General features: G+C 53.3%; 26 protein-coding genes and 1 pseudogene. 8 read left to right on the forward strand and 19 right to left on the reverse strand.

What is annotated here, in order from left to right; genetic code table 11:
- Nucleotides 1-6: 6 nt before the first annotated feature.
- Nucleotides 7-1,379: pseudogene (locus FFA38_RS05920) on the reverse strand (PTS mannitol transporter subunit IIBC).
- A gap of 128 nt (nt 1,380-1,507) precedes the next feature.
- Entirely contained in the window at nt 1,508-1,801 is a 294-nt protein-coding gene (locus FFA38_RS05925; RefSeq protein ID WP_138315854.1) for a hypothetical protein, read from the reverse strand.
- Nucleotides 1,802-1,939: 138 nt separating this feature from the next.
- Here FFA38_RS05925 and FFA38_RS05930 point away from each other — a divergent pair, with 138 nt between their 5' ends.
- Nucleotides 1,940-3,853 carry a BglG family transcription antiterminator gene (locus FFA38_RS05930; RefSeq protein ID WP_138315855.1) on the forward strand — a complete coding sequence of 638 codons (1,914 nt, stop codon included), beginning with the start codon at nt 1,940-1,942 and terminating at the stop codon, nt 3,851-3,853.
- Here the strand turns inward: FFA38_RS05930 and FFA38_RS05935 are convergent.
- From FFA38_RS05935 to FFA38_RS05950, 4 genes are read right to left on the reverse strand one after another with little or no spacing between them, the layout of a single operon-like run.
- Nucleotides 3,831-4,484: an HAD family hydrolase gene (locus FFA38_RS05935; RefSeq protein WP_138315856.1), complete on the reverse strand. Its 654-nt coding sequence runs from the start codon at nt 4,482-4,484 to the stop codon at nt 3,831-3,833. The two genes, FFA38_RS05930 and FFA38_RS05935, sit on opposite strands and share 23 nt — an antisense overlap.
- Nucleotides 4,485-4,535: 51 nt before the next feature.
- Complete coding sequence (locus FFA38_RS05940; RefSeq protein ID WP_138315857.1) at nt 4,536-5,462, reverse strand: 1,4-dihydroxy-2-naphthoate polyprenyltransferase; 927 nt, start codon at nt 5,460-5,462, stop codon at nt 4,536-4,538.
- Nucleotides 5,462-6,580 (reverse strand): AMP-binding protein, encoded by a 1,119-nt coding sequence (locus FFA38_RS05945; protein WP_138315858.1) that lies wholly within the window; start codon nt 6,578-6,580, stop codon nt 5,462-5,464. The genes FFA38_RS05940 and FFA38_RS05945 overlap by 1 nt, the downstream gene beginning before the upstream one ends.
- Nucleotides 6,581-6,616: 36 nt before the next feature.
- Complete coding sequence (locus FFA38_RS05950) at nt 6,617-7,528, reverse strand: 1,4-dihydroxy-2-naphthoyl-CoA synthase (protein WP_138275844.1); 912 nt, start codon at nt 7,526-7,528, stop codon at nt 6,617-6,619.
- A 189-nt stretch (nt 7,529-7,717) separates the two neighbouring features.
- Here FFA38_RS05950 and FFA38_RS05955 point away from each other — a divergent pair, with 189 nt between their 5' ends.
- Nucleotides 7,718-7,999, forward strand: coding sequence for a helix-turn-helix domain-containing protein (locus tag FFA38_RS05955; protein WP_172956022.1), 282 nt, complete (start codon nt 7,718-7,720; stop codon nt 7,997-7,999).
- Here FFA38_RS05955 and FFA38_RS05960 read toward each other — a convergent pair.
- From FFA38_RS05960 to FFA38_RS05985, 6 genes are read right to left on the reverse strand one after another with little or no spacing between them, the layout of a single operon-like run.
- Nucleotides 7,984-9,003, reverse strand: coding sequence for an o-succinylbenzoate synthase (locus FFA38_RS05960; RefSeq protein ID WP_138315860.1), 1,020 nt, complete (start codon nt 9,001-9,003; stop codon nt 7,984-7,986). The genes FFA38_RS05955 and FFA38_RS05960 overlap by 16 nt on opposite strands.
- Nucleotides 9,004-9,009: 6 nt before the next feature.
- Nucleotides 9,010-9,957, reverse strand: a complete 948-nt coding sequence (ccsB, locus tag FFA38_RS05965; protein ID WP_246777898.1) for a c-type cytochrome biogenesis protein CcsB — start codon at nt 9,955-9,957, stop codon at nt 9,010-9,012.
- A 2-nt stretch (nt 9,958-9,959) separates the two neighbouring features.
- Nucleotides 9,960-11,627, reverse strand: coding sequence for a cytochrome c biogenesis protein ResB (gene resB / locus FFA38_RS05970; protein ID WP_246777899.1), 1,668 nt, complete (start codon nt 11,625-11,627; stop codon nt 9,960-9,962).
- The gene (locus FFA38_RS05975) at nt 11,602-12,330 is read right to left on the reverse strand and encodes a cytochrome c biogenesis CcdA family protein (RefSeq protein WP_246777900.1); all 729 of its coding nucleotides are present in this window, start codon (nt 12,328-12,330) and stop codon (nt 11,602-11,604) included. The genes resB and FFA38_RS05975 overlap by 26 nt, the downstream gene beginning before the upstream one ends.
- A gap of 3 nt (nt 12,331-12,333) precedes the next feature.
- A complete protein-coding gene (locus tag FFA38_RS05980; RefSeq protein WP_138315861.1) occupies nt 12,334-12,936 on the reverse strand; it encodes a TlpA family protein disulfide reductase in 603 nt (200 codons plus the stop codon).
- Nucleotides 12,933-13,568, reverse strand: coding sequence for a histidine phosphatase family protein (locus FFA38_RS05985; protein WP_138315862.1), 636 nt, complete (start codon nt 13,566-13,568; stop codon nt 12,933-12,935). The genes FFA38_RS05980 and FFA38_RS05985 overlap by 4 nt, the downstream gene beginning before the upstream one ends.
- A 35-nt stretch (nt 13,569-13,603) precedes the next feature.
- Here FFA38_RS05985 and aspS point away from each other — a divergent pair, with 35 nt between their 5' ends.
- Nucleotides 13,604-14,929 carry an aspartate--tRNA(Asn) ligase gene (gene aspS, locus FFA38_RS05990; RefSeq protein WP_138315863.1) on the forward strand — a complete coding sequence of 442 codons (1,326 nt, stop codon included), beginning with the start codon at nt 13,604-13,606 and terminating at the stop codon, nt 14,927-14,929.
- Between the two features lie 227 nt (nt 14,930-15,156).
- Here aspS and FFA38_RS05995 read toward each other — a convergent pair whose 3' ends face one another.
- Nucleotides 15,157-15,423, reverse strand: a complete 267-nt coding sequence (locus tag FFA38_RS05995; protein ID WP_253786149.1) for a glutaredoxin family protein — start codon at nt 15,421-15,423, stop codon at nt 15,157-15,159.
- 57 nt (nt 15,424-15,480) lie between these two features.
- On the opposite strand from FFA38_RS05995, the gene FFA38_RS06000 reads away from it, so the two are divergent.
- The gene (locus tag FFA38_RS06000) at nt 15,481-16,194 is read left to right on the forward strand and encodes an HAD family hydrolase (RefSeq protein WP_138315865.1); all 714 of its coding nucleotides are present in this window, start codon (nt 15,481-15,483) and stop codon (nt 16,192-16,194) included.
- Nucleotides 16,195-16,272: 78 nt separating this feature from the next.
- On the opposite strand, the gene FFA38_RS06005 is transcribed toward FFA38_RS06000, so the two are convergent.
- Nucleotides 16,273-16,371, reverse strand: coding sequence for a 30S ribosomal protein bS22 (locus FFA38_RS06005; RefSeq protein ID WP_005504750.1), 99 nt, complete (start codon nt 16,369-16,371; stop codon nt 16,273-16,275).
- 165 nt (nt 16,372-16,536) lie between these two features.
- On the opposite strand from FFA38_RS06005, the gene FFA38_RS06010 reads away from it, so the two are divergent.
- Both FFA38_RS06010 and FFA38_RS06015 read left to right on the forward strand, forming a co-directional pair.
- Nucleotides 16,537-17,250: an aquaporin gene (locus FFA38_RS06010; protein WP_138315866.1), complete on the forward strand. Its 714-nt coding sequence runs from the start codon at nt 16,537-16,539 to the stop codon at nt 17,248-17,250.
- A gap of 90 nt (nt 17,251-17,340) precedes the next feature.
- Entirely contained in the window at nt 17,341-18,033 is a 693-nt protein-coding gene (locus tag FFA38_RS06015; protein WP_138315867.1) for a TetR/AcrR family transcriptional regulator, read from the forward strand.
- A gap of 7 nt (nt 18,034-18,040) precedes the next feature.
- Here FFA38_RS06015 and proC read toward each other — a convergent pair whose 3' ends face one another.
- Nucleotides 18,041-18,877: a pyrroline-5-carboxylate reductase gene (gene proC, locus FFA38_RS06020; protein WP_419247542.1), complete on the reverse strand. Its 837-nt coding sequence runs from the start codon at nt 18,875-18,877 to the stop codon at nt 18,041-18,043.
- Between the two features lie 46 nt (nt 18,878-18,923).
- Here proC and radA point away from each other — a divergent pair, with 46 nt between their 5' ends.
- Nucleotides 18,924-20,258 (forward strand): DNA repair protein RadA, encoded by a 1,335-nt coding sequence (radA, locus tag FFA38_RS06025; protein WP_138315868.1) that lies wholly within the window; start codon nt 18,924-18,926, stop codon nt 20,256-20,258.
- Between the two features lie 10 nt (nt 20,259-20,268).
- Here the strand turns inward: radA and FFA38_RS06030 are convergent, their stop codons facing one another.
- The 3 genes from FFA38_RS06030 to FFA38_RS06040 all read right to left on the reverse strand — a co-directional run bounded on the left by FFA38_RS06030 (nt 20,269) and on the right by FFA38_RS06040 (nt 22,677).
- Nucleotides 20,269-20,865, reverse strand: coding sequence for a hypothetical protein (locus FFA38_RS06030; protein ID WP_138315869.1), 597 nt, complete (start codon nt 20,863-20,865; stop codon nt 20,269-20,271).
- Nucleotides 20,866-20,890: 25 nt separating this feature from the next.
- Complete coding sequence (locus FFA38_RS06035; RefSeq protein ID WP_138275859.1) at nt 20,891-21,400, reverse strand: amino-acid N-acetyltransferase; 510 nt, start codon at nt 21,398-21,400, stop codon at nt 20,891-20,893.
- A 68-nt stretch (nt 21,401-21,468) separates the two neighbouring features.
- Nucleotides 21,469-22,677 (reverse strand): multidrug effflux MFS transporter, encoded by a 1,209-nt coding sequence (locus FFA38_RS06040; protein WP_172956023.1) that lies wholly within the window; start codon nt 22,675-22,677, stop codon nt 21,469-21,471.
- 158 nt (nt 22,678-22,835) lie between these two features.
- Here FFA38_RS06040 and FFA38_RS06045 point away from each other — a divergent pair, with 158 nt between their 5' ends.
- Entirely contained in the window at nt 22,836-23,438 is a 603-nt protein-coding gene (locus tag FFA38_RS06045) for a TetR/AcrR family transcriptional regulator (protein ID WP_138315871.1), read from the forward strand.
- Nucleotides 23,439-23,526: 88 nt separating this feature from the next.
- On the opposite strand, the gene FFA38_RS06050 is transcribed toward FFA38_RS06045, so the two are convergent.
- Complete coding sequence (locus FFA38_RS06050; protein ID WP_138315872.1) at nt 23,527-25,983, reverse strand: ATP-dependent Clp protease ATP-binding subunit; 2,457 nt, start codon at nt 25,981-25,983, stop codon at nt 23,527-23,529.
- Nucleotides 25,984-26,124 lie beyond the last annotated feature (141 nt).

Genomic DNA, 26,124 nt, shown 5'->3' on the forward strand with positions numbered 1-26,124 from the left:
ACTTACTTAACTGCGCTGAGACTGTAGCAGAGCAACCACTTCGTCATACTTTGGCGACCCCATGAAGTTGTCGACAGCGTAGTGAAGGGCATTCGGTGCCATGTGCTTCGCTCGATCGCTCAGACGCGATTGAGTGATGATCAACTCTTCGCCTCCGGTCAAGTTTGCGATAGCCGCATTGGAGACTTTGACATCTGATAACCCGGCTGCTTTTAGCTTGCTTCGAAGCATGGAAGCACCCATGGCGCTTGAACCCATGCCTGCGTCACAGGCGAATACAACGTGAGTAGTAAGTTCTGATGACATTGTTACTTACCTGCTGCCTTGTTAGCTGCGCTCTGAGCAATTGCGTCGCCTAGGGCGCCGTTCTCGTCAGTTGCAAGGTCACGTGAGCGAGTAGCACGGATGATAACGCCAGCGACTAAGAATGAAACGGCTGCTGAAAGCACTACAGACAGGATTACACCTAGGTATGAATCGTTGGCGGTCTGAAGTAGAACGGCAAAGATTGAACCTGGTGAAGCTGGTGCACGAAGACCTGAGTCAAAGATGACGTTGGTTAGAACACCGGTTGCTCCACCTGCGATGGCAGCAACGATAAGAGCTGGCTTCATCAAGATGTATGGGAAGTAAACCTCGTGGATACCACCCAAGAAGTGGATGATGATTGCACCAGGAGCAGATGCCTTAGAAAGGCCAACACCGAATAGCGCGAAGGCCGCAAGGATACCTAGACCAGGACCTGGGTTAGCCTCTAGCAAGAACAGGATTGACTTGCCAGTTTCTGCAGAAGCAGTGGTACCTAGTGGAGTCAATACACCGTGGTTGATTGCGTTGTTTAGGAACAAGACCTTTGCAGGCTCAATCAGAATGCTGGTAGCAGGTAGCAAGCCGGTGCTTACTAGCCACTCAACACCCTTACCGAGAGCATCGCTGATTGCGGTAACGATTGGAGACATTCCAAGGAACGCTGCAATTGCTAGAGCGGCACCGACGATACCTGCTGAGAAGTTGTCGACCAACATCTCGAAGCCAGGACGAATCTTGCCTTCCCAGATCTTGTCAATCTTCTTCATTACCCAGGCTGCTAGAGGACCAACAATCATGGCACCCATGAACATCGGGATAGTGGTACCCACGATTACACCCATGGTTGCAATGGTTGCCACAACTCCACCACGTGCACCGTAGACCAAACGGCCACCTGTGTTAGCGATAAGTAGTGGAAGAAGGTTCACAATCATCGGACCGACTAGGGCCAGGAAGTTTAGACCGCCCTCTTCTACCGGTGCACCCAGTGACGGGATCCAGCCGGTTGGAATGAATAGCGCGGTGATCAAACCCCACGCAATAAATGCTGCAATGTTTGGCATGACCATACCCGATAGGAATGTACCGAACTTCTGTACTCCTACACGGAAGCCGCCGTTTGACTTTGATTCAGTCACGAAATGCTCCTTTGCTTGATGTTTATTTCGATGCGCAGTTTTTCCGCGCTAATTTTTAGCTACTGCAGGTGTTGCGTGATCAGCTCGATTGCGTCTTCGGCATTGAATCCACCATTAACTTTCTCGGGCAAACTGACGACAGTAATACCTGCTTCGTGCAGAGCCCCCAGTGAGGGTGCTCCTACGATGTGCGAGGCCACCAAAACAATGTCTCCTGCTTTTGCCTGCAAACCCTCTAGGGAAGTCGGGAAAAACTGGATGCCTAAATCTTGATTTTGAGAAATTGCCCGAAGCTTCACAGCTAGGAAAGTGCTGGAAGCACCAGCCCCGCAAACTATGTGAACTTTGGTCATTTCTACCTCCTCGGATGAAACTATGGCACGCAGATTGCCGGCAAAACGGGTTGAGTTCGATAAACCTCTTTCCTCAGGTTAGGAAAACAGGCGGAAAAGGCGGAAAATTTGGCAACGATTCGATAAAGTTCGAGAACTATGAGCAATAAGACTGCGCAACTAATCGAAATCCTCCGTGAGTCAAATGACTGGATTTCAGCTCAGTCGCTGGCCGAGCGCCTACACGTTACCAGTCGGAGCGTGCGCAATTACATCGCAGCTGCAAAGGCCTCTGCCGAGCCTTTCGAGATAATTTCGGCCTCGGCTCGTGGGTACAAGTTGAACACTGAGGCATTCGCGACTTTTCGCGAGGCCCAAGCCACTAACCCAACAGCCTCCCCGACGACTCCGCGGGAGCGTGCTCACCACATCATCCGCCTGATCATCGATGCCAAAAATGGGATCACCCTCGAAGAAATCGCCAAGTTGATGCATGTGTCCTTGGCAACCGCAGAACTTGACCTAAAACGGGCCAGAGATGTCGTTGAACCCTGTGAGGTTCTAATCTCTCGGTCAGAGGGCTACCTTTACCTCGAAGGTACTGAAACCGCTATCCGCCGCGTGATCTCACTGCTGGTTTATTCATCACTCGACACAGATTTTGTGAACCTCTACTCGGTGGCCACCAGATTTGAAATACCAAAATTGGTGGAATTCAAAACCGACCTAATTGAGCGGCTAGATTTTCACGGTTTCATCATCAATGAATACGGAATTGATTCAGTGCTTCTGCACGTTGCTATCACCGTTGACCGGGTCAGAAATGGCCGCACTTTGCCTGACGAACCGCAAGATCTAGGTGACGAGGCCTCATTAATTGCTAGCGTCATTCAAGCACTTGTGGCAAGGCACTTTGATGTTTCACTCGGCCAGGTTGAAGAAGCCTACCTGGCTAGACAGGTTGCCACCCGCGTAATAAGTGCAGCTAAAAAGAGTGTTTCGGCAGCCGCCCAGGCTGCACCCGAAGACCGCGAGACCCTGCTGAGGGTTTTGGATAAGGTTTACGAAGAATATTTGGTAGATCTTCGGAATGAGGAGCTAGTTGAAAGGTTGGCTCTACACCTGGGCCACCTCTTTTATCGGGCAAAGTTCAACGTTTTTAGCCGTAACCCGATCGCAAAATCAATCAAGACTTCGTACCCGCTTATTTTTGACCTTGCCGTGTACATGTGCTCATTGATTCAAAAAGAGCGCGGCATCACTATCGATGAAGATGAGATTTCGTATGTTGCTCTGCACATCGGAAGCTTCTTGGAGCGCCAAGCGCAGGAAGAAAACCGAGTAACTGCGACCATCATCTGCCCGTCCTACTACGACCTTCACATTGTCATGCGCGAGAGCATTGAGAAGGACTTGGGAGAAGAGATTTCAATCGAGTCTGTGGTTAACCGCACCGATGTCGATGTTCGCGGAATCACATCAGACATCATCATCTCGACGATTCCAATGGGTTTGCCATTGCACAATGCTCTAGAGGTAAAGCCATTTTTGACCCAGCAAAACATGACGGACTTGAGAAATCTTGTCGCCGGCGTTCGAGCTTCTAGACGTCGTTCGAAGATCCGTGAACGCTTGATTGCCTGTTTCAGAGAGGATCTTTTCTTCAGGAACATTTCATTCGATGATCCTGAACACATGATTCGAATTCTCGGCAAAGGACTGACCGACCTAGAGATCGTCGAACAGGACTACGTCGAAGGCGCGATTGAACGCGAGAGAATGTCATCGACTGTTTTTGTTGATGGGCTTGCGGTTCCACACGATATGACCATGAGTGCCAAGGTGCCGACCATCGCAATCGCGGTGAATGAAGAACCAGGAGCCTGGGGCGAACAGACTGTAAACGTGGTTGCATTTATTGCCTTTGCCGCCAGCGGGCGTGAGGAGTTTCAGCCGGTTTTGGAACAGTTCGTGGACGTTTTCAGCGATAGATCCAGAATGCAGGAAATCATTCGTGGCTCGAGGGACTTTGATGGATTCATCGCTTCGCTTACCAAAGCGATGGCTCGTTAATTAGGTCGCTAAGTTCTTGCATCTCTTGAATTACAACAAGATTCGGATGCTGAATCTCATGGTGCTTCAAGAACCCGCCTGCATAGGCGATAACTCTCATACCAGCAGCTAGGCCGGCTTCTACGCCAGCCTGACTGTCTTCAACCACCACACACTGCGATGGCTGCCAGCCCATGTTTTCAGCTGCGAATAGAAAGAGGTCTGGGTGGGGCTTACCCCGAGAAACCTGTGTGGCACTGAATAAAACATTTTCGAAGCGCGGAAGAAGACCGGTCTTACCCAAGGTGAACCGCATTTTTTCATGAGTGCCGCTTGAGGCTACACAGTGCGGCACGTCAATTGCGTCTAGGGCCAATTCGATTCCAGGAACAGAGGTCAGGTCCTGCTCGAACGCAAGCCGGTATCGGTGATTTATTTCATCAAGCCAGCCATCTGGTGCTTTACGCCCAATGAGTTCCTCGACAGTGTCGATAAAGAACTTGTCTGATTTACCCATGAAGGTGCGCACAACTTCGTCAACAGTGTAGTGAAGCCCAACTTCACTCAGAGCCTGTCGATCAATCTGGACGCCGAGGCGCTCACTGTCAACCAGCACTCCATCGCAGTCAAAAATCACTCCGGCTAGGACCATGAAGCAACCCTAATGCGTGATGGCTACTTTGAACACTTGGTACATCAACAACTAGCCGTTAATAGCCGCCAGGCCCTGAGCAAAAAGCGCAGCATAGGCAAGTGCCGCAAAACTGGTCAGTTTTAGGACCAGGATTTGCTCACGCGGTGTCTTAGCCGCGAGTGCAATAACGGTTGCCGGAACCACCAAAAATAGCGTTGCCCAGGCAAAGAACGTTGCCGGGTAAATAAATGGAAACGGCGCCAAAATAACCATTGGCAGCCAGAGCATCACAACAAAAAGCGCCTTTGCCCACTTGGCTCCGACCTTGACCGCAAGCGTTCTTTTGCCAACTTCGGCATCAGTGTTAATGTCACGGATGTTGTTGATCATGAGAACTGCCGATGCAAAGAAACCAAGGGCAATACCGCCGAATAGCGAGTTGATGTCGAAGCTGCCGATTTGAATGTAGGCGGTGCCGTAGGTTGCCACTAGGCCAAAAAAGACAAAGACGGCAAGCTCGCCGAGCCCGGCGTAACCGTATGGACTCTTGCCACCGGTGTAAAACCAAGCAGCCAAAATTGAGACAGCGCCCACAGGCAAGAACCACCAGTGCTGGGTTAGCACAACGATAGTTAGGCCGGCGATCCCAGCGATTCCGAAGAACGCAAAAGCTGCGTTTTTAACCGCTGCTGGGCGCACCGAATTTGATCCGGTTAGCCTCAGTGGGCCAACGCGTTTGGCATCGGTGCCGCGAATTCCATCTGAGTAGTCGTTGGCGTAGTTGACGCCAATTTGTAGGCTCAGTGAAACAGTCAGGGCAAGCAGTGAGAGCGCAAGGCTGAACTTGCCAGCAGCATCTGCGGCACCCATACCAATCAGAACCGGAGCCACTGCCAGCGGCAGCGTTCTAAGGCGCGCGCCAGCAAGCCAAAGTTTTAGTGAGTCAGAGCGCTTTGATTTTGCTGCTGATTTGCCAGTTTTCTTTTGCTGGGCCATTAGTTCTCCTCAAAGAGCTGCTTGATTGCTAGAAGGTCATTTTTGCCGTTGGGCAAGAGCGGAAGTTTGTCTACCCGAAGTATTCGAATTGGTCTGCCCGCCGGACCAAGATCATCTGCCAAGGCCGTGGCCACCTCATCAGCAACCTCGGGGCTGCCAGTAAACGCAATGCCAACCCGCTGCCCCCATTCGACATCATCAATCGCTGTTGCCGCCAGACCGGTTACGCCAACTACCTGTTGGGCCAGTTGCTCGACTCGATCCAACGAGATTTTGATGCCACCCGAATTTATAACCCGGTCCATCCTTCCGATTATTTCTAATCGGCCGTCGGAATAAACCACGCCCTCATCGTTGGTCCAATAAAAACCGTTTTCGTCAGTTGGCACCTCTGCCAACATGGGCCCCTTAACCCCGATGCGCCCAGCGTTGGTTGCGACCTCTACCCCGGCTAACGGTTGCCCGTTGTAGACGCAGCCACCACAGGTTTCGGTCATGCCATAGGTGATCACCAGGTTCACACCCAAGTGGGTCAGCTTGTCGACAACCTCATCTTGGGGAGCTTGACCACCGACCAAAATAGCGTCAAATTTTCTAAGCTGCGAAAGCAGGTACGGATCTTGGTCAACGGCTTTGGCCAAGCGCGCCAATTGAGTTGGCACCAGTGACGTGTATCGGCGATCACCGGTCATAAAACTGGCTGAGCGGCTGAACGCCTCTGGGGTGAATGGAACCGAGGTGTTCATCAAGACCGGTTGGGTCCCGGCCAACACTGAGCGGGTCAGCACATTCAAGCCAGCGATGTAGTTGATCGGAAGCGCAAGCAACCATTGAGCCGTACCCTCGAACGAGCCCAGCGCCAGGGCCGAGGAATTGGCGCTAGCGATCAGGGCTTCGCGAGAAATCTGAATTCGCTTTGGGCGCCCGGTTGAGCCTGAACTTTCAACAATGAGGGCAATTCGGTCGCCTACCTGTTCCGGCAGCCCGTGGGTTTCCGGCATTTTTCCGTTTACCTCAGGGGCGGTGACAAAGAGCGCCTGCTTGCCATCCAAAACATCAGTCAGCGCAACGAGCGCACCAAATGCGTCGTTTGCTGCAATCAGTTTTAGGTCGTGCATTTAAGTTCGCGTCTCGGCCCTATTTATAAATCGCGCTTAGAAGTGCCACGGATACGGAGACCAGTCTGGCTCTCGTTTTTGCAAGAATGAGTCGCGACCCTCAACCGCCTCGTCGGTGCCATAGGCCAAGCGCGTGGCCTCACCGGCAAAGAGTTGCTGACCTGCAATGCCATCATCAACTGCGTTGAATGCAAACTTGAGCATTCGAATTGACTGCGGTGATTTTCTAAGAATTTCTGTCGCCCACTCGACACCGACCTTTTCAAGATCGACGTGTGGCACAACGGCATTGACCACACCCATTTCATAAGCTCGCTGCGCGTTGTATTCGGCGCCTAAGAAAAAGATTTCACGGGCAAATTTTTGGCCAGTTTGGCGAGCAAGGTATGCGCTGCCATAACCTGCGTCAAAAGATCCGACATCAGCGTCGGTCTGCTTGAAGCGGGCGTGCTCGGCGCTGGCCAAAGATAGATCGGCAACTACGTTTAGCGAATGACCACCACCAGCTGCCCAACCTGGAACAAGAGCGATAACAACCTTTGGCATAAACCGGATTAGGCGCTGAACCTCAAGGATGTGAAGTCGACCGTTTCGGCCGGCATCGATGGTTTCGGCAGTTTCACCATCGGCATACTTATAGCCATCGCGGCCGCGGACGCGCTGGTCTCCGCCTGAGCTGAAGGCCCAGCCGCCGTCTTTGGCAGACGGCCCGTTGCCGGTCAGTAGGACGACGCCAACTCGCGAATCCATCCGAGCGTGGTCGAGGGTGCGGTGCAGCTCATCTACGGTTTTTGGTCGGAAAGCGTTGCGAACCTCTGGGCGGTTGAATGCAACGCGAACAATGCCGAGGCTGTTGTGCTTGTGATACGTCACGTCTTCGAGTTCTTCGAAGCCAGGCACCTCGTGCCAAATAGTTGGGTCGAAGATTTCTGAAACCTTTGAGTTCATGCTTCAAGCCTAACTTGAGGTGCTGCGCGGTAGCATCCATCCCAATTTGTCCACAAAAACTGGAGACCCATTCTGCGAAGTTACCCAATTCGGTAATTTTTGGGAATGCAAGAATGGTTTCTCGATGCAGACGAACGACACCGGGGTCGTGGCAATGGCCGCAGCAGTGGCCGGGATAAGCCCTTTGGAATGCCTGCACATCAGATGCAGTTTTACCCGCCTGAATGGACTGTGCGTGGCCTGCCAGGCCATTACTACCGCACTTTCTCAGCAGCCTTGATCTTTGATGCACGCATGCAATTGGGGCTCAATCAAAAACAATTTGCTGAGCTTGTTGGAGTGCCACCGTCAGTGATAAATCGACTTGAAAATGGGCGCCGAGACCCGAATTCGGGCACGCTACTTTCAATTCTTTATCGCGCAGGTTTTTTCGTTGAGGCAAAAGTGATTAGAAATTACCTAATTAGGTAATCGGCGTCTTGCAGCAACTTGAAGCAGCGGTCTAGCCGATCGATCCACCAGTCGATGCGGTGGTCCTCGGCCTCAAAAATATCCAGCTTTGACTCGTCAACCTCAACTCGGCGGACATCGATAAAACCATCCACCGGCAGCAACGGCTCGCGCGTGATGTCTCCGGCCAAAAGTGCTGCCGTACCTAAACCACAATCAAAGTCGAGGTTTTGCAATGCGGCAGCCAGGTACGCCCCCATTGAGAGACCAACGGAGGTGTCCAGCGCACTGGAAACCACTACCGGCAAGCCAGCCTCGCCTGCGATGTTGAGGGCCCGACCAACCCCGCCCAGAGGCGCCGCCTTCAAAACCAATAGATCAGCAGCACCCGCAGCCACAACCGCCATTGGATCGGTGACCTTTCGAACCGACTCATCGGCAGCAATCAAAACACCGAGTGAGCTAAGTTTTTGATGGAGTTCAGCCAATTCAGAAATTGAGGCAACCGGCTGCTCCAGGTAATCCAGCGGGACTCCGTTTTCAACCATGGCACCAGCCAGAGCAACTGCCTCGGCTACCGAGTATCCCCCGTTGGCATCCAGGCGAATTCGGGCATCCGGGTAATTTTGCCTTACGGCCCAAATGCGCTGAAGGTCTTGGTTGAGGTCTTGACCACTCTGAGCCACTTTGATTTTTACGGTTCGAAAAGCACCAAATTTAGAGAGCACGGACACAACTTGGTCAGGCGCAACGGCCGGAAGCGTGGCGTTGACCGGAATTCGATCGCGAAGCAACGGCGGCAACTGGCCATAGGCAAATTCAATCGCCGCGGCCAACCAAACAGCCGCCTCAGCGTCGTCGTACTCAACAAAAGGAGACCACTCAGCCCAACCGTTTGGCCCCTCAAACAGCAACGCCTCGCGCTCGGCTAGACCACGAAAGGAGGTTCGCAGCGGCAAAGCCACCACGCGCGCCGAAGAAAGCAGCCCGATAAGCGGCGGCAAATCAGTCGCGGAGTAGGTCATCGGTGTTTATAGACCGCTGTAAACGTGCAAGCCCTTGAAGTACAGGTTCACGATTGTGAAGTTGAAGAGAATGGCAAGGAAGCCGACGATCGACAACCAAGCTGAACGCTTGCCGGTCCAACCGCGAGTAGCGTTAGCGTGCAGGTAGCCGGCATAGATGGTCCAGATAATGAAGGTCCACACCTCTTTGGTGTCCCAACCCCAATAGCGGTGCCAGGCGCGTTCGGCCCAAATTGCTCCGGCAATCAAAGTGAAGCTCCAAAGAATGAAACCGATGATGTTGAATCGGTAGGCCAAACGCTCCATCTTCTCGATGTCCGGAAACAGATCCAAAACTCGTTTGAAGGTAGCCACGACTTTGGCCTTAGAAGCCTGCACCCACTTGGCGGTCTTGAACACATAGGCGATAGAGAGTGCCGCTGCGATGTTGAAGAATGCGGTGGCCAAAACTGCTACCAAAACGTGAATTACCAACCAGTAGCTCTGAAGCGCAGGCATAAGCGACTGCACCTTCACCCAGAAGACGGTATCGGCTGTTCCGAGAATCAAGAGGTTGAAACCAGCCACGAAAGTTGCGATTAGTCGGATGTCCTTGATCTTGAGAGCTAACAAGAAAATAGCCACGACTACAAACGAACCCGTGATTGAGAACTCGTACATGTTTGCCCAAGGCACACGAGAAGCTGAAATACCGCGCAGAACCACACCGACTCCGTGAATAACCGCGGCGATTCCGAGCAGAATAATTCCGGCTCGTTCAAGCTTTGACGCTGTCTGGCGAGCAGCCTTATCAAGGCTGGCTAGGCGCGATAGGTGGAATGCGAAACTCAGAAAGGCGGCCGTATAGAACAACATGGCGCCCTGGATGAACAGGCGTGAAATGCCAGCGAGCTCTGGGTTGAGTGCAATGCCAACCTCGGTCAAGAAGCCGTTACCCAATTCCATCAAAGTCATACTTACTTACCTTCTGTTTGGTCTAATTCTGAGTTTGGACGTGAATCTGAGTTTGAACCTGAACCTGTTTCTGGAGCCAAAACCAAAGCCACCTCAGAAACAACTTTTTCAAGTGAAGGGTCATCGCCGCGGGCGAGAGCAGCGACTTCAAATCCGGTAGAAGTTTGTCTGACCCAAACGCGACGGCGAGGAACCAAAAGTGAAAGCGTCACACCCGCTAGAGAAAGCAACGCAAAAAAGAGCACCCAAATTCCGCCGGGGTTGTAGCTAACGTCCAGCGATGCAAACCGTCGAATGCCGTCAAAAGTAACCGTGCCTAGGTCGCCGGGGAGATCAACGGTCTCGCCAACGGTGAGGCGCAACCCGGCCACTCCACTCTTGCCACCGGCAACCTGAGTCATGTTTGAGGTGTCAAGTGCATAGACGTTCTTAGGGGCCCCTGTTTCGAGACCAAGGTCACCCTCGTAAACATTCATCGTCAACAACGGGTCAATCGGTGCTGGGTACAGCGAGGTCAGCGCACCGGTCTCAAGTTCATCAACCGTCGGGTAGAAGAAAGAAATAATGCCGAACTGCTTCGGCGCATCAGGCACCTTGATTACACCAAGTGATGTGTAGGTGGTTGACTGTGGCAAGAACGCGGTGGTTCCCGAATAGGTGATGTTTCCATCCAGGTCTCGGATGGTTATCTCAGGTGCATAGCCATTACCGGTCAGGTAAACGTGTGCCCCTGGCAGTTCAAGCGGTTCATTAACCCGAATGACGCCAGATTTCTCTTGGGCAGCAACGCCTTCAGAGGCAGGCACCTTGGCAGCAACATAGGCTCTAAAGTCCAATGGGGTGCCAACGTTGGTCACGTTAGCAAAGTCAAAATCAACCTCAAACTTGTCTAGCTTGACCGCAAATGGAACGAGGTTTTCTTCGGTGAAGAACGTGCCCGGCGCAAACGAGTCATACGAAGCCAGATTGTTCACAAAGGTCTCGCCCTCAACCAAAACTCGCTGCCCGCTGTAGCTCAGGCCACCACCCCAACCAACTGCAATCAAAACACCGATGAGTGAGATGTGAAAAACCAAGTTTCCGGTCTCGCGAAGGTAGCCGCGCTCAGCCGACACTGAGTTTCCATCACGAACCACTCGGTAACCCTGCTTCTTTAGCAGGTCAAAAGCCGCCTGAGGAATTTGATCAGCTTTGGAAGCCGCAAGCTTTACTTTTTGGCTAGCCGGCATCCGTGAAAAAAGCTTTGGAGCAGCCGGTGGTGCCGAACGCAACGCCTTGGCGTGCACTGCGGTGCGAGGCAAAACGCAACCGATTAGCGAGATAAACAGCAGGATGTAAATTGCCGAGAACCATGCCGAGGTATAGACATCAAAAAGTTGAATGGCATCGAGAATCGGGGCTGCAACCGGGTTGTTGTCGAAGTACTGAATTACACCATTTGGGTCAGCAGAACGCTGGGGAAAAATTGACCCCGGAACCGCAGCAGCAGCCAACAACAACAACAAAAACAGGGCGGTGCGCATTGAGGTCAGCTGACGCCAAGTCCATCGCGCCCATCCGGCCAAACTCAAAGTCGGGGCGTTGATAACCTGCTCTTCAAAATCGTTGACCGCATTGGTCAGATTTGCCGAAGCCTCGCTGCCTTTAGATTGCAACTTGGAAATAGCCAAACACCTCCAGCTGTAGCCATGATGACAGTACGCTCCAGATTCCGGTGACCATCAAAACACCAAGGATGACCAGCAGTGCGCCGCCACCAATATTGAACGCACGAATGTGCTTCTTGACAAACCCGACCGACTTCGTGGCCCAGCCAAAACCGGCTGCTATGGCCACAAACGGAAGTCCGATGCCGAGTGCGTAAACAAATGCGAGAAGTGCACCCTTGGCTGGCGACCCCGAATCAGATGCAAGGGTCAAAACCGCAGCCAGGGTTGGGCCGATGCACGGGGTCCATCCGAGCCCAAAGGCAACGCCCAAAAGTGGTGCACCAAACAGACCCAACTTCGGCGAAACCTGCATTTTCATGGTGCGCTGCATGAACTTGAACTGCCCCATTAGAACAAAGCCCAAAAAGATGACGAAGACGCCAAGAACCCGCTGAACCCAGATGATGCCACTGGCATAAACCGCGGCCCCGATGCCACCAAACAGGGCACCGAACGAGACAAAGACAATCGAGAACCCGAGAACGAACAGCAGGGAACCGAGGACCACGCGACTCTTAGTCGCCGACATTCCAGACACAAAACCGAGGTATCCGGGTACTAGTGGCAAAACGCACGGGCTGATAAATGAGACGATTCCGGCCAAAAGCGCCATCGGAATGGCCGCAAGCAGCGAGCCATTCAAAATGATGTCGTTTGGATTCAAGACTTACTCCTCGAGTGCTGTCTTGATTAGGGTGCCAAGAATTGAGCGGTCAATCTGGCCGTAAACTCGCGAGGTAACTTTGCCATCTTTACCAACCACGAGCGTCGTCGGCACAGCATTCGGTGTAACGATGCCGGTAAAGGCCAACATCACGGCACCATCGTTTTTATCGATGATCGAAGGCCAGGTCAGTTGCTTGCTCTTTGAGAATGCCGCTGAGGTCTCAGCCGAATCACGAACGTTGACACCGATGAACTGTGCCTCTGGGTACTCCGCTGCGAGGGCCACTAAATCGGGTGCCTCAAGACGGCAAGGCAAGCAGGCGGCGTACCAAAAATTGACCACGGTAACTACGCCTTCAAGCTGTGAGCTGCTGATGACTTCACCGCTTTCGGTGGTCCCGGTCCACTCAACGGCTGCCTTACGGTTTTCAGCTGAAAACTCGGTCACCGTGCCATCGCCAGCGATATAGTTTTTGTTGTCCCCGGCTTTGAATTGGTTAGCCAAAGGATCGTTGGCGGCACAGCCTGACAGGCTGGCAATAATGACTGCCGCAACCATGATGGCAAAGGCAATGTTCAGAAAGAGTCGCTGATTTTTTCTCATACGGCACCCAAATCAATCGCACCGGCACCAGCAGCTGGGTCTCGGTAATCAACTTCAACAAAACGGTTTCCCTGGCGTTCCAGGGTGGTGATGCTCGAAAGAGCGCAACGGCGCTTCTTTGGATTATGAGCCAGAGATTCTCCGGCGAGCGCACGCTGAACCATCACTATTGGTAACTGGTGTGAGACCAGAACTACATCCCCATCCGGCGTTTTTTCCCACGCGTCGGTTATCGCTGCCATCATGCGGCCAGCAATTTGCACGTAAGGCTCACCCCAGCTCGGCTGCATTGGGTTGCGTAGGTGAAAGTAAAGGTGTGGCCTAACCAGGATGTGACCACCGCTAAGTCGACGACCTTCAAAAACATTGTGCGGTTCAATCAGGCGCTCATCGGTAACTACATCAAGGCCGAATGCCTCTTGGACGTGTTCTGCTGATTCGCGGGTTCGCAACAACGGGCTGGCGTAAAGAGCAGAAATCGGGCGGCGGTCAGCCTTTAGTGTGGCTGCAGCAGTGGCAGCCATTTCGTGACCTTTTGCGCTCAATGAATAGTGCGGCAGCCGACCATACAAAACGCCGTCTGGATTGTGCACTTCACCGTGACGGATTAGGTGGATACGTTCGGCGGGCATAGCTATAAGTCTACCCTCGGCTAAACTTGACCCATATGAGAGCCCGTGCCCTAGTTAAAGACCTTGCCGCCCTGCCAGATGGCCCAGTAACCATTGGTGGATGGGTAGAAAAGCTTCGTGATCAAAAGCGCATCCAGTTCATCATTGTTCGTGATGAGTCCGGCGATGTTCAGGTCACTTACCCTCGCCCAGTGGTGAACGAGGTCCCTGACGAGAACGACGCTCTGGCTGCGAAGGTTTCGACCCTGACCAACGGTTCATTCGTCTGGATTACCGGTCGTTTGGTGCACGATGAGCGCGTGAAGCTCGGTGGTCTTGAGATTCAGCTTGATGATGTCGAGATCGTCACTATGGCTGACCCTGAAACTCCGATTGCTGACGACACCTCAATCGACAAGCGCATGGACTGGAGATTCCTTGACCTGCGCCGCCCTGAGATGAACCTGGTCTTCCGTATCCAGACCACTATTGAGAACGCTTGGCGCCAGTACTGGGCCGAGAACGACTTTGTTGAAATTCACTCGCCTAAGTTGATGGCTTCGGCATCAGAGTCAAACGCCGAACTATTCAAGCTTGAGTACTTTGACACCCACGCCTACCTTGCCCAGTCACCTCAGTTCTACAAGCAGATGGCCATGATGTCTGGCCTTGGCAAGATTTTCGAGATTGGCCCTGTGTTCCGTGCCGACCCTTCTTTCACCTCTCGTCACGCCACTGAGTTTGTATCGGTCGACATCGAGGTCTCTTGGATTGACTCACACGAAGACGTCATGCAGATTCAAGAGCAACTGCTTCACCGCGCAATTAGTGCGGTAAAAGAAAAGCACGGCGATGAAATTCTGAAGCACTTCGGTATTGAGGTGCAGGTTCCATCTATCCCGTTCCCTCGTGTCCCGCTGCTTGAGGCAGTCGAGATCATCAAGGAACGCGGCCACGTTGTTGAACGCGGCGGAGACCTTGACCCTGAGGGCGAGCGCCAGATTGCTGCCTGGGCCCAGGAGACCCACGGACACGAGTTTGTGTTTGTGACTGACTACCCGGCTACTGTGCGCCCGTTCTATCACATGCGTCATGCCGACAACCCAGCACTTACCAACAGCTATGACCTAATCTGGCGTGGAACCGAGATCACCACTGGTGCTCAGCGTGAACACCGCCTTGATGTATTGATTGAGCAGGTAAAGGCCAAGGGTCTAGAGCCAGAGGGTCTGCAGACCTACCTTGACTTCTTCAAGTACGGTGCGCCGTCCCACGGTGGTTTTGGAATGGGTCTGCTGCGCGTTTTGATGCTGCTGTTGCACCAGCCAAACATCCGCGAAGTTGGCTTCTTGTTCCGCGGACCAAACCGCTTGGAGCCATAAGCTTCCGCACCTTAGAGAAAATCCCCGGCTATTGGTCGGGGATTTTTCATTGGGCTATTTTTTGGCAGCGCCTTTAGTGGCCGACCGAACCTTTTGGATGGGGTCGGAAAACTTCATGATGGTGTTCTTGACCTTGAGAGCCCAAGGGTATTTTCGGCCCAGCAGTGACAAAACCACTAGCAAGATCGGAAACCAGAATCGCTTCAAGATCCATCGCATCAGAACCACTACCCCTTAGCTAAGTTGTTCAACGCAGCCGTAAATCGCACTTCGTCGATACGCCAATAGTTATGCACTTGCCCGTTAATTAGCAAGACCGGGATTTCCTCTGAGTATCGGGTGGCAAGCTCTGCGTCATCCAGAATGTTCAACTCGGTGAGGCTGACTGACGCAGTAGCGTGGCGCTGCTCAAAATCAGCAACCACACGATTCACCGCATCGCGGGCATCATCACACAGATGACAGCCAGGTTTGCCGATCAAGGTTAATTCCACGTTCACAAACCCCAGCCTATGACAGGCCAACGCGGTGCCGGCAACTAAACTGAACAGGTGCCCAATACCCCCAAGGAATCAACCAAAATCGAAGCCGCGTTCTTCGACGTTGACAACACCATCATCCGGGGTTCCAGCAGCTTTCTTTTCGGCAAGGCAGCGTTCAAGCGAGGCTTTTTTAGCCGCCGTGACTTTTGGAGATTTGCCTGGCAGCAGGCGCGCTTTATTGCTCGTGGCGAGACTCTGACCACCGTTGATGAGATTCGTGATCGCGCGCTTGGGCTCATCGAAGGTCATAAAGCTGACGACCTAGCGGCACTCACCGATGAGGTTTACGACAAGTACATTTGCCCAAAGCTTTGGCCTGAAACAGTGCGCCTTGCCAAAGAGCACATTGCCGCCGGCCGCGAGGTTTGGTTGGTTACTGCCACACCAAAACAAATTGCCGACGTTATTGCACACCGCCTAGGTTTGACCGGCGGCCTGGGTACCGTAGTCGAGGTCAAAGATGGCATTCTGACCGGCAAATTGGTCGGCGAGACCCTGCACGGCAAACACAAGCGCAAGGCCGTAAAGGCACTAGCCAAAGAGCGCAACATCAGCCTCAAAAACTCTTACGCCTACAGCGACAGCGTGAATGACCTTCCGATGATGACCGTAGTTGGTCACGCTGTTGCAGTTAACCCAGATGCTGCGCTCAAGCGCTACGCAGTGGCGGCCGAGTGGCCAATTCTCGATTTCAAAAAGCGCGAACTACGCGCCAATAAGTAGCATCTAAAACTCCACTTAAACAAGAAACCCGTCAAGAATTCTTGACGGGATTTTTGTTGAGTAAGCCGAGTGAACGACTTACTTCTTGTTGCGACGCTGGTGACGAGTCTTGCGAAGCAACTTGCGGTGCTTCTTCTTAGACATACGCTTGCGGCGCTTCTTAATTACTGAACCCATAGGGACCTCACAGATTTTGGATGCTCATCTACCGGATCGGCAACGAGCAAAACGATTTCTCTATTCTAGCCGAGTTAAGTGGCCCACGGTGAACCAGTTGGAAACCTTGAGTTCAGGTTGCTGCGGTAATCTACAGGCTGAACCTAGGCAGAGAGACTCAAACGCATGACCAAGAAACTTGTCGCTGAATTTTTAGGAACCCTCCTTCTGGTAGCCGTAGTTGTTGGCTCGGGCATCATGGGGCAAAACCTTTCCACCGATTTTGGGCAAGCCCTGATAATCAACACCATCTCAACGGTTGCAGCTCTGGCTCTGCTGATCACCCTGTTTGGGCCAATCAGTGGCGCTCACTTTAACCCGGTGGTCTCTTTGATTATGTTGGCGCTCAAAAAGCTGGATGCAACCACGTTTTTGGCATATGCCGCAGTGCAAACAGCGGGTGCCTCGGCTGGAGCCGTTTTAGCTAACGCCATGTTTGACCTAGCACCCCTGCAGGTTTCTGAGAATGTGCGAGCGGGGTTTGGAACCTGGGTCTCTGAGATCGTTGCAACGGCCGGCCTGCTCTTGGTGATTCTGGTTTTCAGCGCGCGCAATTTCAGCACTACCCAAGTTGGCGTTGCGGTTGCGGCCTGGATTGGCTCCGCCTACCTATTTACCGCGTCAACCTCATTTGCCAACCCGGCAGTTACCGTTGGCCGAATCTTCTCAGACACCTTCGCGGGCATCGCACCTGAATCGGTGTTGAATTTTGTACTCTGCCAGTTTGCCGGTGCACTATTGGCACTCGTAATTTTCAAAACTCTATTCAGCACCGATGCCGCTGCCGACGCAAAAGCATCGAACAAGGGCAATAAATTACGCGCTAAAAAATCAAAATAATTCTTTGCGTCGCGGGAACTAATCTGACAACCAAGCGGTTAGTTCTAGAAAGTAATCACTAACTTTTCTAGAAAATCAGCCGAAGGACCAATGATGAGCCCCAATAGCAAGTCAGCGCCAGCACCATCACCAAAGCAGGCGCGTGCCGTAGACACCATTGCGCTGGTCCTCGAGGTAACCAATAAATATTTGCTTAGTGGCGGCGAGGCTGCCGTCCGTGTGCAAGAGATTTCAAAAACGGCCAACGTTTCGATTGGCTCGATCTACCACCACTTCGGCGATAGAGACGGCCTGATTAGGGCTGCGTATGTTGAGCGTTTTCGCAACGCGATTCAAGATGACATCGAGCGTGTCAAGAGATTCATGGCCCGCATGCACAGTGCCAAAGAGATGGCCGAGCACTACGACGAAATGTTGGCCTTTCTTAACCACCACTTTGAGCAGTTTCCGGCTCGCGATCAGGCCACCACAATTGGCAGCACCACGGGTCGCCCACCACTTCGTGAGGCAATCATCGAAGTTCAGAGTGAGCTAACCTCGAGCCTGGCCGAGGTAATGCAATTGCTGAAGGATCGTGGCATTTTGAAACCGCACCTCGATGCACGTGCCGCGGCGGTTCTTACCCTTGGAATGCTGCACGGGCGTGTGATTTCAGAACTTGACCGAAACCCAGTTAATGACGAATGTTGGAACACTGCATTTTTGAGCGCATTTAGCGGGCTGTTTGTGGGCAGCGATAACCTTCCGATTTGGGGTCGACTGGCTAATGGTGCAGAGGCTTAGTAGCCGTTTACTTTCCGGCGGCAATATCACGAGCACGTGCCAAGGCCGCGTCGGTGGCTTCGGCAAACATTCCGGCTAGGTCAGTCTGTTCCATCCGTGCAATTGCTCGTTCGGTAGTGCCGTTTGGGCTAGTCACTTGCTTGCGCAGAGCATCTGGAGCCTTTCCCGAATCAACCAAAAGTTCGGCCGCACCCAAGAAGGTCTCGTTAACCAAAAGCGCTGCATCTTCATCACTAAAACCCTGATGCTTAGCAGCCTTGGTCATCTGTTCAATTAGGTAGAACACGTAGGCCGGACCCGAGCCAGAGATTGTGCTCAGCGCATCAATCTTGCTCTCGTCGAGCACTAGAACTTTACCCACGGTTTCAAACAGTTCGCGGGTGACATCAACCGCCCAGTCGGTGGCACGCTCACCAGCTGCAACACCGGTGACCGCGCGGCCAACAATCGCAGGCGTGTTTGGCATAGCCCTGACTACACCAACGTCCTCAGGCAGAACTGCTTCCATTGAAGCTGTGGTGGTTCCAGCAGCAACACTGATCACCAGTGCGTTGTCATTTAGTGAATCAGCCACGTCAGCCAAAACCTCAAGCACATAAGCCGGCTTAACTCCGATGAGCACCACATCAGCCCCAGCGACGGCCATTTGATTGGCGTCATCGCCGTTCTCAAGGGCAAAACTAAGCACACCCAGCTCTTCGGCAAGGCGCTCGGCACTATCGGTGCTCTTGGTGCTCACCGAAATTTGATTTGGATCAAAGCCTGACTTCAATAGCCCTGACAAGATTGCGCCGCCCATTGAGCCGGTGCCGAGAATTGCGATTCTTTTGATGTCCACAGACACAGTTTAGGCGAGCCCGATTGTCGGAATGGCTTGATAGTTTTGAGGTATGTCTGCCGCCAAAGCCACCTTTACCTGCACCGAGTGTGGCTGGAGCACCCCCAAGTGGGTTGGTCGCTGTGGCGAGTGTCAAGCGTGGGACACAATGCAAGAGGGCAAGCCCGGCGGTGGCCGCGGTTTGGGCACGGTGCGTAACGTTCGCGCGGTAGCCATAGTTGGCTCTTCGGCTGCAAAACCCATCACCGATGTCAGCACTGAGCGCGTTACCGCTTGGTCTACTCAGGTTGGTGAATTCGACCGCGTCCTCGGCGGCGGCTTGGTTCCAGGAGCGGTTGTTTTACTTTCCGGTGAACCTGGCGTTGGCAAGAGCACACTGTTGCTTGAAGTTGCGGCAAACACCGCCAAGTCTGGCAAGCGCGTGCTCTACGTCAGCGGTGAAGAATCGGTGGGCCAAATTCGTTTGCGCGCCGAACGCACCGGTGCCATGAGTGACAACCTTTTCATCGCGAGCGAGACCGACCTATCTACCGTCCTCGGGCAAATTGACGCCATTGCGCCGGAGCTTCTGGTCGTTGACTCGGTTCAGACCATTGCGGCGGCCGAGATCGACGGGGCCGCCGGAATGCCTTCTCAGATTCGCGAGGTTGCGGCAAACCTGATCCGTGTTGCCAAAGAGCGGGCGCTGCCGGTTATTTTGGTTGGCCATGTGACCAAAGACGGCAACATCGCCGGCCCACGTGCCCTGGAACACCTGGTTGACGTAGTTTGCCACTTTGAGGGTGACCGCCAAACATCGCTGCGATTTGTGCGCAGTATGAAAAACCGCTTCGGGCCAACCGATGAGGTTGGCTGTTTTGAGATGACCGGCGAGGGCATCGCAGAGGTTGCCGACCCGAGCGGACTGTTCCTATCTCGCGGTGACGCCCCAGTTTCGGGCACCTGCGTCACAGTTACCGTTGAGGGCAAGCGGCCACTAATTGCCGAGGTCCAAGCCTTGGTGGTCAAATCATCTACACCACAGCCTCGCAGAGTAACCAACGGTGTTGACTCTGCTCGAGTGGCCATGCTGCTTGCCGTGCTTGAGCGCCGCGCTGGCCTACGAGTCGGCGACATGGATGTCTACGTGTCAACAGTGGGCGGCGTGCGCCTGACCGAGCCTGCATCAGATTTGGCAATTGCTCTGGCAATCGCGTCTGCCGTGCAAGATAAACCAATTGCCCACAACCTGGTTGCCTTTGGCGAGATCTCGCTGGCCGGCGAGATTCGTAAAGTCTCAAACGCCAAAGTTCGGGCCAACGAGGCCACCCGACTCGGATTCATTCGGTCGGTTGACTCTGGGGTCGGCGACCTACGTGCTGCGCTCAGCCTTGGCTTGAACTGGTAGTTCTAAACCGCTAGTTCAAAATGAATTGAACGTTGTCTGACTTAACACCGTTTACTGTAGCCACCAAGTGGTACGAGGCTCCGCCAGCTATTACCGGCTGCTGATCTGCACCGCAGCCCTTGGCGCTTGAGAAGACGCGGTACCAGTCAGCATTCTCGGTACTGCTAGAAACTGACTCCCCCGCCTTGATGAGCACTGGGTAGCCGACCAACTTGGTTCGGTCACAATCGGCTGACTCCCAGATAACCTGCTCGCCACTGGTCACTGAGTAGTAGACCACGGCTGGGCCAACATCAAAGACGCAATCAATCTCAGACTGATTGGTGGCTTTGAAAGAGAAAAACGGATTGATGCCAGAGTCAAATGTGCTCTGTGGGCTTCCGGCCGAGTTGGTAACCCTAGCCTCGATGAGGATTTTTGCTGGGTCACAATCTGAGCCAGGGGTAGCCGATGCGCTTGCCACTGGGGTGGCAGAAGGAGCCGGAGCAAGGATGCTCGTTACCCAGTTGACCGCGGCTGAAACACCGGCAATTACCAGTGAGACAAGTAGCACAACCACTGCCAACGCAATGATTCTGCGGATTAGGAAGTTTGGTTTTCTGCTCATGCCTTAAGGCTAACCAAGGGTTTGGCTAGAGAGTCTTAAGCATTCGGGTGTTGCCAAGAGTGTTTTGTTTGACCCGGGCCAGATCAAGAAACTCGGCCACACCATCGTCGTGCGAGCGCACCATCTCAGCATAGGTTTGTGAGTCAACCGGCACATCTGAGATTTCAACAAAGCCACTCTTTGCAAAAAAGTCGACCTCGAAGGTCAGGCAAAATACTCGTTTGATTCCGAGGTGGCTGGCACGATCCAACAGTGCATCCAGAATGGCTTTACCAACACCGTGACCACGCATGTGCTCTGCAACGACAACTGAGCGCACCTCAGCGAGGTCCTCCCACATCACATGCAGGGCGCCTGCGCCAACCACAAAATCATTTTCGTCAACGGCAACCATAAACTCGGGAACAGCCTCATAGAGACCCACTAACTCGTGGCCCAACAGCACTCTAGAACCCTCTAATGGCTGTCGCATCGCCTGGATGTTGCGAACATCGCTAGTCAGTGCTGGGCGAACGGTGATGGCGTTGTGGGTCATGAATTAACGCTAACCGAATTTTCGGCAACCCAACGACTTAGATTCAAAACCACAACCCAAAATCGCAGCTAGATCAGCGACTTAATCTTGTTGGGCCGCACCACTACAAACATGACCGCAATGGAAATAACCATGAAGATCAACCATGTTGTGCCAACGCCGACGGCCGAGAATTTATCCAGCGTTGTGTAATAAGGGCCGGCCATGGCAGTACCCAAAAAGCCAACGGCGCCGATGAGCGATGCCGCGGTGCCTGCCTCTGAACCGTGTGGAGAAAGCGCGAGGGCGTTTACCGGTGTGTTGGTTGCCCCAAACAAGAAAAGCCAGCCAAAAATTAGGCCCTCGATGGTCCAAAAACTAGCCTGTGCATTTGAGGCAACTATTAGCAACAGGCCGGCAATCGCAGCCAAAACAAGCGAACCGGTGAGCAGCCATTGTGCCGGAATGTACTGAGCCAGCTTTGACGATGCCTGAATACCTAGGTAGGCGCCGAAAGAATTGAGGCCTAGGTAGAGCCCAACCTCGGTAGCCGGAACATCGAAGGTATTAGCGAAAACAAATGGTGTGACCGAAAGGTAGGCGAACACCGATGCCGAAATCAGCATCTGGATAATCAGCAAACCGGTGTAGCTGCGGTCACGCAAAACATTGCGGAAACGCTTGCCCATGCCCTTGAATATCTCATCTCGCCGAGACTCAGTCTTAAGGGTTTCAGGCAAAATTAGGAATGCGATGACACCCAACAGGCCGGCGAAAATTGCAATGAAGAAGCTGATGCCGCGCCAGTCGGTGAATTGTAAGAATCCAGAACCGATCAATGGTCCAAGGAACCAGGATGCTGCGTTGATAAGCATCACGCGACTCATCATTTTTAGTAGCGGCATGCCGGCGTAAAGGTCTCTAAGCATTGCGTTACCGATCACCGTGAGAGCCGCACCGCTTAGACCCTGAAGGATTCTGGCTGCAAAAAACACTTCGAGCCCTGGCGCCAGAGCGCATAGCAGTGAAGACGCGATGTAAATTGCCAGTGCAATCAACATTGGGCGCTTACGACCTATTGCGTCACTGACTGGGCCAGCGAGCAGCATGCCAAAAGCAAAGCCGAGGCTGACGGCACTTAGCGTCAGCTGAATAAGACCCGGGTCTACTGCCAAGTCATCAGATACCGCTGGCAAAGAGGGGATGTAGGGGTCGACCGTGAACGGCTGAAGCATGCCCAAAGCACCAATCAGCAAGATCATTTTGATGCGACCCGTGCCGCCGATGGTTTTAGACATACTTCTATTCTCTTCCGCCTGGGCAAACATATTTGTCAGACCAGGCCCTTGCCTTTACCCTTAGTTGAGTTGTCCAGCACCTATCCCCCCCTATTTCTTGGGGTCGACCGACGTTTGGACCCAAAGTTTTACAACCAACTGGCCCCAGGAGAGTGAAGATGTCGGCAAAGCAACCTAGAGGCCCCTACTCAAAGGGGAACGCCAAGCGCGAAGAGATTTTGACCAAGGCAGTTGAAGCGTTCGGTAAAACCGGATATCACGCCACTTCGATGCGCGAAATCGCCGCGGCCTGCGATTTGAGCCAGGCCGGTTTGCTCCACCACTTCCCGAATAAAGAGGCAATTTTGCTGGCCTTGGTAGATCGCCGCGAACAAGACCAAGACGAAGTGACCCAGGAACGCCGCAAGGTTTCAGGCTCAACCTGGCAAGAGGCGTCACTCCAGGCGCAAAAGCGCAACGAAGAAGAATCAGCCTTGACTCGACTTTGGGCCAACCTTGTTGGCGAGGCCACCGACCCTAATTTTCCGGCTCACGAGTATTTCTTGGAGCGCTACCGCAAGTCACGCACCAGCTTTGCTCTAGATATTGCCAACGATCACGGCCGGACCACGCCGAACCAAGAAGACCAGATGCAGGCAGCTATCATCATTGCCATCTGGGACGGCCTTCAGACCCAGTGGTTGCTGGACCCTAAGTTTGAGATGCGCCCGGCATTTGAATACGCTATCTCGATGATTAGCCGTTACTCGCAATACAAGTAAGTACGGTTGAGCCCAAGACCCTGCGGCCTTGAAGAACTCATAGAAAAACCCCGCCGATAAAAATCGACGGGGTTTTTGCTGTCTGCAATTACATTGCCGATAGTGCTTCACGAACCTTGTTGGTGAATACAAATTCGCCATCGGCAAAATCAACCTCAAGGTCAGAGGCGTTCTTTACCTCACCGTGCATGATCTTCTCGCTTAGTCGGTCCTCGATTTCTCGCTGAACTGCACGGCGGAGTGGTCGGGCACCTAGCGCTGGGTCAAAGCCGATCTCAATCAGGCGGTCTTTAGCTGCCTGGGTTACTGAGATGGTCATGTCGCGGTCTTCTAGGCGAACACCAAGACGCTTGATGAATAGATCAACAATCTGAACTAGTTCAGGCTTGGTTAGCTGAGGGAACACGATGGTCTCATCAACACGGTTAAGGAATTCAGGCTTGAAGTTCTTCTTGAGCTCCTCATTGACCTTGCCCTTCATGATCTCGTAGTCATTTGCAGCGCTGCCCTCTAGCGAGAAGCCCATGGTTCCGCGAGAAATGTCGCGGGTTCCGAGGTTGGTGGTCATGATGATGATGGTGTTCTTGAAGTCAACAACGCGACCCTGGCCATCAGTCAAACGACCCTCTTCAAGAATCTGCAGCAACGAGTTGAAGATGTCTGGGTGAGCCTTTTCGATTTCGTCGAATAGCACCACACTGAATGGCTTGCGGCGAACCTTCTCGGTAAGCTGGCCACCCTCTTCGAAGCCGACAAAGCCCGGAGGGGCACCGAATAGGCGGCTGACGGTGTGCTTCTCGCCGTACTCAGACATGTCGAGTGAGATTAGCGCACCCTCGTCGTCGAACAAGAACTCAGCCAAAGCCTTGGCTAGCTCGGTCTTACCAACACCGGTCGGGCCAGCAAAAATGAACGAACCAGATGGGCGGTTAGGGTCCTTGAGGCCAGCACGCTGACGACGAATTGACTTAGAAATCGCAGCAATGGCATCTTCTTGGCCGATAACGCGCTTGTGCAGCTCGTCTTCCATAAAGATGAGCTTGGCACTCTCTTCTTCGGTCAACTTGAACACTGGAATACCGGTGGCCTGAGCCAAAACCTCAGCGATTAGGCCTTCGTCCACGATGCCCTGCGCCGCAACGTTGCCCTGGCGGTACTCGCGCTCCATCCGGGCACGCTCGGCATTCAGCTTCTTTTCTTCGTCGCGCTTGGCGGCAGCCAACTCAAATTCTTGAGCCTCAATTGCCTTTTCTTTTTCAACCTTGAGGGCCACGATCTTTTCTTCGATCTCGCGGAGCTCTGGCGGTGAAGACAAGATTGAGAGGCGCAAACGAGCACCGGCTTCATCAATTAGGTCGATGGCCTTGTCTGGCAGGAAGCGGTCGGTGATGTAGCGGTCAGATAGCTGAGCCGCAGCGACCAACGCGCCATCGGTGATTGAAACCTTGTGGTGCACCTCATAGCGGTCACGAACACCCTTAAGAATGTTGATGGCCTGAGGCAACGATGGCTCGTTGACGGTTACCTGCTGGAATCGGCGGGTAAGCGCAGCGTCTTTTTCAAAGTGCTTACGGTACTCGTCAAGGGTTGTGGCACCGATGGTCTGCAGCTCACCGCGTGCTAGCAATGGCTTCAAAATTGAAGCAGCATCGATGGCGCCTTCGGCAGCACCCGCGCCAACCAAGGTGTGGATTTCGTCGATGAAGGTGATGATGTCGCCGCGCGTGCGGATTTCTTTGGTGACCTTCTTGAGGCGCTCTTCAAAGTCACCGCGGTAGCGTGAACCCGCGATGAGTGAACCCATGTCTAGGGTGTAAAGCTGCTTGCCCTTCAGAGTCTCAGGCACGTTGCCGTTGACGATGGCCTGAGCCAAACCCTCAACCACAGCGGTCTTACCAACACCCGGTTCACCAATCAGGATTGGGTTGTTCTTTGAGCGGCGGCTAAGAATCTGCATTACGCGCTCGATCTCGCGTTCGCGACCAATCACTGGGTCAAGCTTGCCCTCGGCAGCAGCCTGGGTCAGGTTGCGACCAAACTGGTCAAGAATCTGTGAGCCCTTTTGCTTCTCAGTGTTGTCTCCGCCAACAGCAACAGTCTCTTTACCCTGAAAACCTGACAGCAACTGGATTACCTGCTGACGAACACGGTTGGTGTCTGCTCCGAGCTTGGTCAAAACCTGGGCGGCAACACCCTCACCCTCGCGAATCAAACCCAATAGCAAGTGCTCGGTACCGATGTATGAGTGACCCAACTGCAGCGCCTCGCGAAGCGAAAGCTCAAGCACCTTTTTGGCGCGCGGGGTAAAAGGAATGTGACCGGATGGAGCCTGCTGGCCCTGACCGATGATCTCTTGAACCTGTTCGCGAACGGAATCTAGGTTGATGCCCAGCGACTCTAGAGCTTTGGCAGCAACGCCCTCACCCTCGTGAATCAAACCCAACAGGATGTGCTCCGTGCCGATGTAGTTGTGGTTTAGCAGCTTGGCTTCTTCTTGGGCCAGCACAACAACTCGACGAGCCTTGTCGGTGAATTTCTCGAACATTTTTACTCCATTCGCCAGCTTTGGTTATAGCTGTCTAATAGAAATGCTAAGTCGGGTAATCCGGCTGTGGGGGCTTGTTCGCTGTAGGGAAAACGAAAAGACCCAAGCCAAAGCTCGGGTCTTTTCTTAGTGATTTTGAGT

It is taken from the genome of Rhodoluna limnophila (assembly GCF_005845365.1).
GTDB classification, from domain to species: Bacteria; Actinomycetota; Actinomycetes; order Actinomycetales; family Microbacteriaceae; genus Rhodoluna; species Rhodoluna limnophila.

Bases quoted from the DNA above. Each gene is read 5' to 3' on its own strand.
- FFA38_RS05925 (WP_138315854.1), bottom strand. From the start codon at position 1,801: ATGACCAAAGTTCACATAGTTTGCGGGGCTGGTGCTTCCAGCACTTTC.
- FFA38_RS05930 (WP_138315855.1), top strand. From the start codon at position 1,940: ATGAGCAATAAGACTGCGCAACTAATCGAAATCCTCCGTGAGTCAAAT.
- FFA38_RS05935 (WP_138315856.1), bottom strand. From the start codon at position 4,484: ATGGTCCTAGCCGGAGTGATTTTTGACTGCGATGGAGTGCTGGTTGAC.
- FFA38_RS05940 (WP_138315857.1), bottom strand. From the start codon at position 5,462: ATGGCCCAGCAAAAGAAAACTGGCAAATCAGCAGCAAAATCAAAGCGC.
- FFA38_RS05945 (WP_138315858.1), bottom strand. From the start codon at position 6,580: ATGCACGACCTAAAACTGATTGCAGCAAACGACGCATTTGGTGCGCTC.
- FFA38_RS05950 (WP_138275844.1), bottom strand. From the start codon at position 7,528: ATGAACTCAAAGGTTTCAGAAATCTTCGACCCAACTATTTGGCACGAG.
- FFA38_RS05955 (WP_172956022.1), top strand. From the start codon at position 7,718: ATGCCTGCACATCAGATGCAGTTTTACCCGCCTGAATGGACTGTGCGT.
- FFA38_RS05960 (WP_138315860.1), bottom strand. From the start codon at position 9,003: ATGACCTACTCCGCGACTGATTTGCCGCCGCTTATCGGGCTGCTTTCT.
- ccsB (WP_246777898.1), bottom strand. From the start codon at position 9,957: ATGACTTTGATGGAATTGGGTAACGGCTTCTTGACCGAGGTTGGCATT.
- FFA38_RS05980 (WP_138315861.1), bottom strand. From the start codon at position 12,936: ATGAGAAAAAATCAGCGACTCTTTCTGAACATTGCCTTTGCCATCATG.
- FFA38_RS05985 (WP_138315862.1), bottom strand. From the start codon at position 13,568: ATGCCCGCCGAACGTATCCACCTAATCCGTCACGGTGAAGTGCACAAT.
- aspS (WP_138315863.1), top strand. From the start codon at position 13,604: ATGAGAGCCCGTGCCCTAGTTAAAGACCTTGCCGCCCTGCCAGATGGC.
- FFA38_RS06005 (WP_005504750.1), bottom strand. From the start codon at position 16,371: ATGGGTTCAGTAATTAAGAAGCGCCGCAAGCGTATGTCTAAGAAGAAG.
- FFA38_RS06010 (WP_138315866.1), top strand. From the start codon at position 16,537: ATGACCAAGAAACTTGTCGCTGAATTTTTAGGAACCCTCCTTCTGGTA.
- FFA38_RS06015 (WP_138315867.1), top strand. From the start codon at position 17,341: ATGATGAGCCCCAATAGCAAGTCAGCGCCAGCACCATCACCAAAGCAG.
- radA (WP_138315868.1), top strand. From the start codon at position 18,924: ATGTCTGCCGCCAAAGCCACCTTTACCTGCACCGAGTGTGGCTGGAGC.
- FFA38_RS06030 (WP_138315869.1), bottom strand. From the start codon at position 20,865: ATGAGCAGAAAACCAAACTTCCTAATCCGCAGAATCATTGCGTTGGCA.
- FFA38_RS06035 (WP_138275859.1), bottom strand. From the start codon at position 21,400: ATGACCCACAACGCCATCACCGTTCGCCCAGCACTGACTAGCGATGTT.
- FFA38_RS06040 (WP_172956023.1), bottom strand. From the start codon at position 22,677: ATGTCTAAAACCATCGGCGGCACGGGTCGCATCAAAATGATCTTGCTG.
- FFA38_RS06045 (WP_138315871.1), top strand. From the start codon at position 22,836: ATGTCGGCAAAGCAACCTAGAGGCCCCTACTCAAAGGGGAACGCCAAG.
- FFA38_RS06050 (WP_138315872.1), bottom strand. From the start codon at position 25,983: ATGTTCGAGAAATTCACCGACAAGGCTCGTCGAGTTGTTGTGCTGGCC.